Genomic DNA, 11708 nt, shown 5'->3' with positions numbered 1-11708 from the left:
CGGTAGCTTTTATTTCATAAAATCCAACACGTTATATTCTAAACGTTATAAAAAGGATTTCAGATGATGCAACCAGAAGATCGCCTAGCCTTATACAAAAACGCAATCCGGAAGATGAAAGACGGTGATTTTTTTATCTCCTTCCCTGCCTCCACCACTGATAGCCATTTACGTGATTTTGAAAATGACCTGATAGAGCTTAGCGCATGGATTGATCAACGGTTTCGGGAGATTAATAAGCTTCATGAAATATCCACTGAAATCAGCAATGGTAGTCTCCTCTCTGACGTTATTGACCGGATCTATCATGCCTTCCAGGACCTGATACCTTATGATCGAATCGGCTGTGCGCTGATATCCGATGATGGTAATGAGGTCATCACTCATTGGGTAAAAACCAATTATCAAGAAAACATCCAGCTTGCCCGTGGATTTTCAGCCCCGCTGACAGGCAGTAGTCTGGACCTCATCGCCCAAACAAAACAGCCCAGGATCCTGAACGATTTGGAGGAATATCTGGGGGATCACCCCAAGTCAAACTCAACCAGATTGATGATCGCCGAGGGGACGCAATCAAGCTTGACCTGTCCTCTGGTTGCTAACGGAAAAACCATTGGATTTATTTTCTTCTCCAGTCTGGAAAAGAATACTTATCGTGATATACATCAGAAAATATTTGTTTATATCGCTCAGCAAGTGTCGCTTCTTATTGAGAGAAGCCGACTTTATCAGCAGGTATACGAGCTCAACCATAGTCTTGCCGACGCAATGGCCTTACTCAGAGAACAGGCCTGTCGTGACGTGTTGACCGGTGTTTATCACCGCGGAACTATCATGGAATTCCTGGGGAAAAATCTGCATGCAGGTGTGCGTAAGAAAACGCCTGTATCCGTGATCATGGTCGATGTAGATAACTTCAAGGCCATTAATGATATATATGGTCATATTGTGAGCGACGCTGTTCTGCAGCAGGTTGCTAAAACAATAGTCCATCATCTCCGGAAATATGACAACGTCGGTCGGTACGATAGAAAAGAGTTTCTGATTGTTTTAGATGATACCGATGCTACCGGCGCGATGATTGTAGCGGAGCGTATTCGTCGTGCCATCTCAAAACTTAAACTTGGTTCCGTGGATGAGTCGTTTTCTGTAACAGTGAGTATGGGTATATCCACTGCAGATAACGTCACATCAATAAAAAAGGAAGAATCACTGTTATCAGAGGCAGACAAAGCGCTATATCAAGCAAGAGAAAAAGGCAAAAACCAAGTGGTTATAGCCTGACAAGAGATTCCATATCCAGTCATTCATTTCTTGAATATCTTTTTGGGGATCAACAAAGCGGAATAAATACCATCGAACTATACTTGTTACGAGACAAGTCACCATGGTGGAGGCAAGTTATGGAACTACACAACAAAGCTGGCGATGTTACTAAGTTAGCTGATGACCTGACTTTGGAAGAAGTGGAAGAAATGGGATTTACGATTGATCTGTGCGATACCAAATTTGATCCAAATGAACACTGGGTGGCGAACGAAGACGACCAAGTGCATCAAGAAAAGAAAAGTCGCTCTGGGTCAAACCAGAAATGATTTGTGTGATTCATAGACATCCTTTCAACTAGACTGGATGTCTATGAACACAGAAATTCATCCCATATGCTGAAATCTATACCCAATTACAGCTTCGTAAGCCTTCAACACGCTCGAATTCTTTCAGATTATTACTCACCAGAATTAGCGCTTCACTACGGGCATGCGCGGCAATATGCAGATCGTTCACCCCGATGATGGTGCCTTTTTTCTCTAAATCAGCACGGATCTCGCCATAATGCGAGGCAGCTTTTTCACCATAACTCAGCACCTCAAGGCGAGAGATGAAGTCTTCAACGATAGTCAGATTGCGTGCACGCTGCTCACTTTTCTCCGCGCCGTGATAAAGCTCAGCCATCGTGATTGATGAGATACAAAGCGCCCCCGCATTCTCATTAAATTTTGCCAGTGCCTCTAAAGGTCTGCGCTTGATGACATAGATACAAATGTTGGTATCGAGCATGTATTTCAGCATCAGAATGATTCCCGTTCTGGCTGATGCTGGGTTGCACGTTCAGCCATGAAATCATCTGACACCTGCGCATCACCCAGAAAAAAGCTATCCCAGGTGTTTTCAACTGGTGTAAGAATCCGCTCATTTCCCACAATGCGGATCACCACTTTCTTCACGTCATCAGGGAAACGAGCTTCGACCGGCAGACGCACTGCCTGTGTTTTATTTGAGACAAAGACTGAGCCATTCAACATAGCGATCTCCTGTTTACGAAATGGTGTATACCTAGAGTATATACCGCCATCAGTTACAATCAAGCCAGTTATCAGGGTGGAAGGATTGATGACGCCACCAAATTAATTTCCCCCTCCGACCGCCGCGCATATCCAGCCTTGCTATGATCATAAAGTGATATTGCTGAATCCGGAGGAAGGCCGTAATGTTGTCAGAGCAGGAAGAAAGCAGGACTTTTATCACGGAGATCGTGGAGAAATACGATCGCCAGCGGTCGGCGCTGCTCCCTATCCTCTGGGCGATTCAGGAAAAATATGGTTATGTTTCTGAATCGGCCATGCAACAGGTTGGCGATTTGCTGGGCATGCATGCCTCCGGCGTCTGGAGTGTCGCCACTTTCTACCGTTTCATTCATACCCGTCCAAAGGGCAAGTTCATTATTCGCCTGAGCCGGGACATTGCCTCCATCATGAAAGGCGCGAAAGAGATCGCGTTGCAGCTTGAAAAAGAGCTGGGCATCCGCGTTGGCGAAACCACGCCGGATGGCATGTTTTCCCTCGAGTGGACCGGTTCTATCGGCATGGATGATCAGGCGCCGGCGATGATGATCAATAACGAGGTCTTTTCTCATCTCTCGACCGAAGACATTCCCCGAATCATCCGCGAATGTACCGAGGCATTTCTTGCCCATCGTCCGTTGACTGGCAAGGTCGGCGAGACATTCACCACAGCCCGGATTTATGCCAACCATACCGCCGACAGCGGTCTCCGTCAGGCCATCGCCATGAGCGCGGATGAGATCATGGCTGAAGTGTCGGCATCGGGCCTTTGCGGACGTGGTGGGGCCGGTTTTCCTACCGGTACAAAATGGAAAATGGCTGCCAACGCCAGTGGTGACACCCACTATGTGGTCTGTAATGCCGATGAAGGTGAACCGGGTACATTCAAGGACCGGTTCATCCTGACCCGGTTCGCGGATCTGGTGTTTGAGGGCATGACCATCGCCGCCAGGGCCATTGGTGCCAGCAAGGGGTTCCTCTATCTTAGGGCTGAATATGCCAAACTCCTGCCTCAGCTGGAACAGATACTGAAAGCCCGGCGTGAAGCCGGTTTGCTGGGTAATGACATTCTCGGTAGCAAGGGATTCAACTTTGAGATTCATCTTCGTCTGGGTGCTGGAGCCTATATCTGTGGAGAGGAAACCGCACTGCTCGAATCGCTGGAAGGAAAACGCGGTGAACCGCGCAGCCGGCCACCCTACCCGACGGAAATCGGTCTGCATGGCCAGCCGACCGTGGTCAACAATGTCGAAACACTGGCTACAGTCAGCGTCATTTTGGCGCGCGGGGCGGAATGGTTCTCCGGCATCGGCACGGCCAAATCGAAAGGCTTCAAACTCTTCAGTGTCTCCGGGGACTGTGCCCGGCCCGGACTTTATGAATTACCCTGGGGCATAACGGTCGCCGGGTTGCTGACGCTTGTGGGCGGCGAAGGCGCCAAAGCCGTTCAGATCGGCGGTTATTCAGGAACTCTGCTGCCAGCGGCTGCGTTCAACCGGCAGCTGGCTTATGAGGATATTGGCGCAGGCAGTACCGTCATCATCTATGGGCCTGAGCGGGATCTTCTTGAGGTCGCGGAAAATTACCTTGAGTTCTTTGTCGATGAATCCTGCGGTCAATGTACGCCTTGTCGTGATGGCAATGGCATCCTGCTCAGTGGTATCCGGATGTTGCTTGCCGGCACCTGTACTCGTCGTCAGCTGGATGAACTGCTTAGCCTCTGCAAAACCATCCGGATGACGTCAAAATGCGGGCTGGGCCAGACCAGTCCGAAGATCCTGCTCGCGATCAATGAGTATTTCCGCGACGAGCTAACAGCCCGTCTAGCCGCACCGTCTGTTGACGGTAAAGCCGATGTAGAAAGGAACCGATAAATGGTCATGCCTGTTGATACTACCGCCGACGCCATCACGGTTACGATTGATGGTACCGAGGTCACTGTTCCTTCCGGAACGACGATTCTGGCTGCGGCCAGAAGCATCGGCGTACGGATACCGACGCTGTGTGATCATCCGGATCTCAGACCGGTTGGTATCTGCCGGATCTGCATGGTTGAGATCGAAGGCGTGGATTGTTTGCAGACAGCCTGTACCTATCCGATCACCCGGCCGATCAGAATAACCACTACCAGTAGTGCAATACGCACTGCCCGGCGGCATATTCTCGAAATGTTGCTTGCCACCCATTATGGCGACTGTAATACCTGCAAGCGCAATCACAACTGTGAACTGCAATCGCTGGCGGCCGAGTACGGTATTGACTGTTTCCGTTTTGGCCGACCGGAGGCACCCCGTTATGCCATTGATGGTTCCGGTGCTTCCATCGTGCGCGATATGAACAAGTGCATCCTTTGTCGGCGCTGTGTGCGGGCCTGTAACGAACTTCAGGACGTCGGTTGCCTGACGCTCACCGGGCGCGGTGAAAACGCCAGAATCTCCACGTTCGGCGAGAACATGCTGGCCACCGCCGTTTGCATAGAATGCGGCCAGTGCATTAACCACTGTCCGACCGGTGCGCTCAGCGAAGTCGATCAGACCGACGAGGTCTGGACCATGCTCGACGATCCGACCAAACACGTGGTGATACAAACCGCCCCGGCACCGCGGGCGTCTATCGGGGAATATTTCGGGCTGGAACCGGGCACGCCGCTCACCTTCGAGATGAATACGGCAATCAGGCGCATAGGCTTCGATGCAGTGTTCGATACGAACTTTTCCGCTGATCTGACGATTATCGAAGAAGGCACCGAATTGCTCCAGCGTCTGCATCAGTCGTTAACCGGAGAATCCCCCGCTACCCAGTTGCCCCAGCTCAGTAGCTGCTGTCCGGGCTGGATCAAATACATCGAATACTTTTATCCCGAAATGCTCCCGCTGCTGTCTACTGCCAAGAGTCCGCAACAGATGTTCGGCGCCATGATCAAGACCTACTACGCAGAGAAGAGAGGGATCGATCCGAAAAATATCGTTTCCGTGGCCCTGATGCCCTGCACAGCCAAAAAGTTTGAATGTAGCCGGCCGGAGATGACCGCGTCAGGTTTCCAGGACGTCGATTTTGCGATTACCACCCGGGAACTGGTGAAAATGATGCGCGAATCCGGTATTGATTTACCAAAGATGCCGAAAAGCGGATTCGACGAGCCTTTTGGCGATCCTACGGGTTCGGGGGTTATTTTTGGTGCTACGGGCGGCGTGATGGAAGCCGCCCTGCGCACCGTGCTGGAACTAGTCACAGGCAAAAAGGTCGAGAGTTTCTTCGAAAATGCCGACATTATTCCGGTGCGTGGGTTCGAAGGCATTCGCCTGGCAGAACTGCCGGTGACCGAAGTCGGACCGGTGCCCGAACTGCTCAGTCATCTGTTCACCGATTTTGAATGGCTGAAAGGAGTGACCCTCCGGGTCGGTATCGCACACGGGACAGCCAACATTCACAAGGTGATGGAAGACATCAAAAACGGGGGTATTTTCAGTACCTGTCATTTCATCGAAATGATGGCCTGTCCGGGCGGGTGTCTGGGTGGTGGCGGTCAGCCGATCCCGACCAGTCCGGAGATCCGGGCCAAACGGGCCAAAGCGATCTACAGCGAAGACGCTCATTATGTGGTGCGTAAATCGCACGAAAACCCGCAGGTACTTCAGATCTACCGGGAATTTCTGCCGGAAGGCCCTTGCAGTCATAAGGCGCACGCGCTGCTGCACACCCACTATACGCCACGGGATGGATCCTCCGGCTAAGACTATTCGGGCTCCATCCAGGTGGATTTAAAGTCAAACCAGCCCAGATTATTCAGATGGATGCCCTTGGCCTGTTCCGGCCCTTTCAGACGCATCCAGTGGTGAAACAGCGGTTGCAACCAGCCGGAACCGGTAATTCTTCTCATTAATTGTTCGGAACTGAGCGATTCGTTACGCCAGCTTCGCAACCAGTCATCCAGCAATAGCGGATCCCCACCGGAGACGGAGTGCCGGAGTAACGGCGTTCCAAGCAACCAGACGCCGACATTCCATATCTCGGGCACCGCAAAATTGACGGTGCCCAGCCAAAGATCAACCTCCGCATTGCCATTGGCCCAGTCCGTGTAATCAAGTTCCGTTATTTCCAGACGAACACCTTTTTCCGCCAGATTCTGCGCCATCAGCCGGGTCAGCATGTCATATTCCGGATGCTGTTCGTGATAGGCCAGTTTCAGCACCGGCATATCCGGTTTATGAGCAACTGCGGACTGCCCGGTGGTAACGTGTTCAGAGGTAAACGGATTTTCCGACTCGCCGGGGATCATGCAGTGAAACCAGCTGGGCAGCAGACTGCCCGTAGGTACCCAGAAATGACGGATAGACTCCACCAGCTGTTGCAGCAAACTGTGCGGGCTCAGCGTTTCCCGCAACCATCGACGCTGTTCTATGTTTTGCCAATAGGGTGATCGGCTATCACAAAGCAGGAAATATCCGCCCCGCTCCAGAAACATTTCCCGGAATTCGTCAGAGGGTTTTCCGGTAAATCCGGCTGCCAAACCGGCGGCATAATCCACATCACTGAGGCTGGAGCTGAGCCAGGTTGCGGTCTCGGCGGAGATCGCTTTCTCCTTGCGGTTTGGATCAGGAGACGGCGCGGCTGATTTCTGCGCCGCCGGTAATGACGATGACGTCAGATCCGGCCACATCAGGATCTCAACCTCATCAAGCAAGGCGCGGTAGCCAAAGTAATGATCAAACGCTTTGAGCCGTAAATGCCAGTCATCATTTTCTGCAACCAGATATGGCCCAGTCCCCACCGGCATGGAAGCAAAATCGGATCGGGCATCATGATCAGCCGGCAAGATCATGGCTTCAATATTGGTCAGCAACAGCGGAAGCCGGTTATCCGGTTCAGATAAGCGGATATTGATACTTAATGCACCCGCTTCACTGATTTGTTCAATATGGGAGAACAGCGGTAACCGGGCGCAGCGGTTTAAGGAAGCAATCACATCGGCAGCAGAAAGTGTCCGGCCGTCATGAAATTGAATTGCCGGTCGCAGATAGAAACGCCAGTGCAGCGGATCCAGCATGCGCCAGTGATGCGCCAAATCCGCTTCCACTTCCCCTTTTTCCTCATTTATGCGGGTCAATCCGCTAAAAATCTGTCGGACCAGATGCAGTTCTGAGCGTCGCAGCGGCGTGCCGGGATAGAGATTCGGCATGGTGCGGTAATAAGGCACACGCAGCACCTGGTGATCGGCCCGGATGCTATAACCCAGCTTGGCCCGCAATAACGGCGCAATGAGTTGTTTTTCCTCGCCGAGCAGATTGATCGCTTCACTGAACTGGCCGGAATCCAGCAGCTTATCGGCCTTATCACTCAGCAACTGATGCTCGCTGCGCAGTAATTGCAGCATCGAGCGATGTCCCCGCCCCGGTTCTGCCTGCCAGGTTATCCAGCCCAGCGCCTGCATCTGCGTCAGTAGGTTACGCATATGCCGCCGCGTGCAGAAAAGCCGGTCCGCCAGCTCCTGCAGCGTGGTCATTACTGCCTGGGAACCAAAGTGATGGCGTAGTTTCAGATACTGCTGTTCAAGCCGACGTCCTGACATAAAAGAGGAACCAAATTAAGTAAAAATCAGCAATTTTTAATAACACCTTTTTAATCCATTATTTTCTCAACGGCAAGCATAAAAACAACCGGCGGTTTATTTCCGGCTTATTTATCAAACCGGAAATAAAAATATCAATTCAAGTATGGAATTAAAGAGATGACCAGAAATCTGAATAAAGATACGACTATCTGTATGTCATTAGCAGCAAGACCCAGTAATTTCGGAACCAGATTCCATAACTATTTATATGATGCGCTGGATCTGGATTATCTCTATAAGGCGTTCACCACGACTGATTTAAATGCGGCAATCGGTGGTGTCCGCGCGCTCGGTATCCGTGGTTGTGCTATTTCAATGCCATTTAAGGAAGCCTGTATTCCGATGGTGGATGAGTTGGATCCTTCAGCCAAATCCATTAATTCCGTCAATACCATCGTGAATACCAATGGTTATTTAAAAGCTTACAACACCGATTATATCGCGATTGCGAAATTGCTGGCGCAGTATCAGGTGCCGACAGATCTGGTGTTTACCCTGCGTGGCAGTGGCGGTATGGCCAAAGCCGTGGCTTGTGCCCTGAAAGACGCAGGCTTCAAAAAAGGTTTTATCGTCGCCATTGATGAAAAAACCGGGAAACAACTTGCCGAATTATGCGGATATGAATGGCGGCCGGATATGGAAGGCATTCAGGCAGACCTGTTGATTAATGCGACCCCGCTCGGCATGGCCGGCGGACCGGACAGCGATAAGCTGGCCTATGAGGAAGCCGAAGTGAATAACGCGAAAGTTATTTTCGATGTCGTCGCCTTGCCAGCCGAAACACCGTTAATTCGTTACGCCAAATCACAGAATAAAACCGTGATAACCGGCTCTGAAGTTTTTGCGATACAGGCCGTAGAACAATTTGCGCTTTATACCGGTATCCGACCAAGCGAAGAATTATTCCGGCAGGCGGCTAAATATTCGCGGGAATAATTTCAGATATCCAACGATTTCCAAAAACAGCAATCACTTCGGCAACAGTGACGTTCACTGAGGTGATTGTTATCCACCACAACAAAAGATAAACATAAGGTGTCCCCCATGAGCAAACGTATCGTTGCTATCACCGCCTGCCCGACAGGTGTTGCCCATACCTTTATGGCTGCGGAAGCGCTGGAAGAAGAGGCAAAAAAACGTGGTCACTGGATCAAGGTTGAAACCCGGGGTTCAGTCGGCGCAAAAAATGCCTTAACCAGTGAGGAAATCGCCCAGGCGGATGTGGTCATTATTGCCGCTGATATTGAGCTGGATTTATCCCGCTTCGCAGGTAAAAAACTATATAAAACCAGTACCGGCGCGGCGCTCAAGAAGACAGCCCAGGAACTCGATAACGCACTCACAACACAGAATACTTTCAAAGGTAATTCGGCATCGTCGTCTCATGCCGGAAAAGCCGAATTACCCGGTGTCTACAAACACCTGATGACCGGTGTGTCGCACATGCTGCCGCTGGTCGTCGCTGGTGGGTTATGTATTGCCCTCTCCTTCGTTTTCGGGATCACGGCCTTTAAAGAGCCGGGAACACTGGCTGCCGCCCTGATGCAGATCGGCGGTGGTGCCGGCGCATTCGGTCTGATGGTGCCTGTGCTGGCTGGTTTCATCGCGTTTTCTATTGCTGACCGTCCGGGTCTGGCTCCCGGCCTGATCGGTGGCATGCTGGCATCGTCCGCCGGAGCCGGCTTTCTGGGCGGGATCGTAGCCGGGTTCCTGGCAGGGTACAGTGCCCGTCTGGTTGCCGATAATGTAAAACTGCCACAAACGATGGAAGCGTTAAAACCGATCCTGATCATTCCGCTGATTTCCTCATTAATCACCGGCCTGACCATGATCTACGTGGTGGGCGGTCCGGTTGCGGCGGCGATGTCTGGCCTGACGCAGTTCCTTTCCGGCATGACCTCAGCGAATGCGGTGTTACTGGGTATCATTCTCGGCGCTATGCAGTGTTTCGACCTGGGTGGTCCGGTCAACAAAGCGGCTTACACTTTCGGCGTAGGTTTGCTGGCCTCCCAGTCTTACCTGCCGATGGCAGCGATTATGGCGGCAGGCATGGTACCGGCGTTAGGTATGGGTGTTGCCACCTTTGTTGCCCGCGATAAATTCACCGAAGCAGAACGTGAAGCCGGTAAAGCCTCTTTCGTACTGGGTCTGTGCTTTATCTCTGAAGGTGCCATTCCTTTCGCAGCCCGTGACCCGATGCGTGTTATTCCGTCAACCATGGCGGGTGGTGCCCTGGCTGGCGCGCTATCAATGCTGTTCGGTTGCACCCTGATGGCGCCGCATGGTGGTCTGTTTGTACTGGCCATCCCGAACGCGGTAGGTAACGTGCTGATGTATCTGGTTGCTATCGCGGCAGGTACTGCGCTGACGGGCCTGATGTATGCGCTGCTGAAACCAGCCATGGAAGTTCAGGAAGCGTAACAGACAAATACCCTCGATTGATTAGTGTGCGTCTTCCCCGGATGAATAATCCGGGGCTTTTTTGAGTGACAGGTGAAAGGAACCGAGACAAGGGAAAAACATCAGATATGGCGACATCGTATCTTGTGTTGATGTCAAATGGGTTTGCTGAGCTTTCACATTTCGTCACTGTATGTCACTAAGAGAGAATTATCCGTCTGAATAATTCTCTCTTATTTTTTTACCGGATTCACGATGCGGGCAGCGGATTCAGGCAGGGGTTGGTAACACCAGATTATCGTCAGCCAGTTTGCCCATTCGCTGGTACATCGAGCAGGCTGAATCAATGATCTGCATGGCGATAGCAGCGCCACTCCCCTCACCCAGACGCATTTCCAGTTGCAGGAACGGTTTCAAATCCATATGTGCCAGGGCGACACAGGAGCCTTTTTCGGCGGATAAATGCGAAGGCAGCAGATAGTGCCAGACTTGTGGCGCAATACGACAAGCGACTAATGCGCAGGCATAGGAGAGAAAGCCATCCAGTACGATCGGCACACCCGCGGCCGCGCCACCCAGCATCACACCGGTCATTCCAACCAGATCAAAGCCACCGACTTTCGCCAGCACATCCAGCCCATCATTTGGATCGGGCCGGTTACAGGCAATCGCCTGTTCAACTACCGCGATTTTGTGGTGTAAACGATCACTGGGGAAATTGGCGCCGAGCCCGACAACCTGTTCCGGTTTGGTGCCGGTCAGTATGCTGACCATTGCGGCCGCTGGCGTGGTATTTCCGATACCCAGTTCTCCAACGCCCAGCACGGAGACACCGTTAGCCACCTGAGCTATGGCCAGATTCGCACTGGCCAGCAGCAGCTGTTCCGCCTGCTCACGAGTCATCGCCGGTTCTCTGGCGATATTGCCGCATCCCCGCGCGACTTTCATATTCAGGACACCCGGCAGCGGATCGCAGTCGATGCCGACATCCACAATATTCACTTCAACCCCGGCGGCATGAGCCAGAGCGCAAACGCCGGTTAATCCCCGGGTCATATTGAACGCCTGAATCGCAGTGACGTTCTTCGGTGTCACCGCAATGCCCTCATCAAACACGCCATGATCGGCCGCCATCACAATGATCTGTTTCCGGCCGGGTTTCAGTTCCGGCGTCCGGTAAATACCGGCCAGCTGAGTGACGATGTCTTCCAGACGACCCAGGCTGCCAAGCGGTTTTAATAATCCGTCGGTCCGGTGTTTAGCCTGTTTCATTGATTCCTGATCGAGAGGTTTAATCTGATCAATCAGCTGATCCAGTGAATGCATAGTGGTACCTCGCTTTTTGTTTTTTGCTG

At 51.8% G+C, this 11708-nt stretch carries 9 protein-coding genes and 1 pseudogene; 6 read left to right on the top strand and 4 right to left on the bottom strand.

Going from position 1 to position 11708, the window contains the following annotated elements; all coding sequences use genetic code 11:
- The first annotated feature begins 63 nt into the window (after positions 1 to 63).
- Entirely contained in the window at positions 64 to 1284 is a 1221-nt protein-coding gene (locus HNR75_RS02950) for a sensor domain-containing diguanylate cyclase (protein ID WP_188025539.1), read from the top strand.
- A 119-nt stretch (positions 1285 to 1403) separates the two neighbouring features.
- Positions 1404 to 1595: a hypothetical protein gene (locus HNR75_RS02945; RefSeq protein WP_188025538.1), complete on the top strand. Its 192-nt coding sequence runs from the start codon at positions 1404 to 1406 to the stop codon at positions 1593 to 1595.
- A 76-nt stretch (positions 1596 to 1671) separates the two neighbouring features.
- Here HNR75_RS02945 and vapC read toward each other — a convergent pair whose 3' ends face one another.
- Together vapC and vapB are read right to left on the bottom strand one after the other, a co-directional pair.
- Entirely contained in the window at positions 1672 to 2070 is a 399-nt protein-coding gene (gene vapC / locus HNR75_RS02940; protein ID WP_188025537.1) for a type II toxin-antitoxin system tRNA(fMet)-specific endonuclease VapC, read from the bottom strand.
- Positions 2070 to 2303, bottom strand: coding sequence for a type II toxin-antitoxin system VapB family antitoxin (gene vapB / locus HNR75_RS02935; protein ID WP_188025536.1), 234 nt, complete (start codon positions 2301 to 2303; stop codon positions 2070 to 2072). The genes vapC and vapB overlap by 1 nt, the downstream gene beginning before the upstream one ends.
- A 185-nt stretch (positions 2304 to 2488) precedes the next feature.
- Between vapB and HNR75_RS02930 the strand changes: the two genes are divergently transcribed.
- Both HNR75_RS02930 and HNR75_RS02925 read left to right on the top strand, forming a co-directional pair.
- Positions 2489 to 4216 (top strand): NAD(P)H-dependent oxidoreductase subunit E, encoded by a 1728-nt coding sequence (locus HNR75_RS02930; protein ID WP_188025535.1) that lies wholly within the window; start codon positions 2489 to 2491, stop codon positions 4214 to 4216.
- Positions 4217 to 6076, top strand: coding sequence for an NADH-dependent [FeFe] hydrogenase, group A6 (locus tag HNR75_RS02925; protein WP_188025534.1), 1860 nt, complete (start codon positions 4217 to 4219; stop codon positions 6074 to 6076).
- Positions 6077 to 6078: 2 nt separating this feature from the next.
- Here HNR75_RS02925 and HNR75_RS02920 read toward each other — a convergent pair whose 3' ends face one another.
- Positions 6079 to 7911, bottom strand: a complete 1833-nt coding sequence (locus HNR75_RS02920; protein ID WP_188025533.1) for an SgrR family transcriptional regulator — start codon at positions 7909 to 7911, stop codon at positions 6079 to 6081.
- Positions 7912 to 8070: 159 nt separating this feature from the next.
- Here HNR75_RS02920 and HNR75_RS02915 point away from each other — a divergent pair, with 159 nt between their 5' ends.
- Both HNR75_RS02915 and HNR75_RS02910 read left to right on the top strand, forming a co-directional pair.
- Complete coding sequence (locus HNR75_RS02915; RefSeq protein WP_188025532.1) at positions 8071 to 8889, top strand: shikimate 5-dehydrogenase; 819 nt, start codon at positions 8071 to 8073, stop codon at positions 8887 to 8889.
- Positions 8890 to 9000: 111 nt separating this feature from the next.
- Positions 9001 to 10374 (top strand): annotated as a pseudogene (locus HNR75_RS02910) (fructose-specific PTS transporter subunit EIIC); the annotation flags it as partial.
- Between the two features lie 249 nt (positions 10375 to 10623).
- Here HNR75_RS02910 and cobT read toward each other — a convergent pair.
- Positions 10624 to 11679: a nicotinate-nucleotide--dimethylbenzimidazole phosphoribosyltransferase gene (gene cobT / locus HNR75_RS02905; protein WP_188025530.1), complete on the bottom strand. Its 1056-nt coding sequence runs from the start codon at positions 11677 to 11679 to the stop codon at positions 10624 to 10626.
- Between the last annotated feature and the right edge of the window lie 29 nt (positions 11680 to 11708).

The organism is Tolumonas osonensis (genome assembly GCF_014202415.1).
GTDB classification, from domain to species: domain Bacteria; phylum Pseudomonadota; class Gammaproteobacteria; order Enterobacterales; family Aeromonadaceae; genus Tolumonas; species Tolumonas osonensis.
This window is presented reverse-complemented; position numbering and strand designations above follow the sequence as displayed.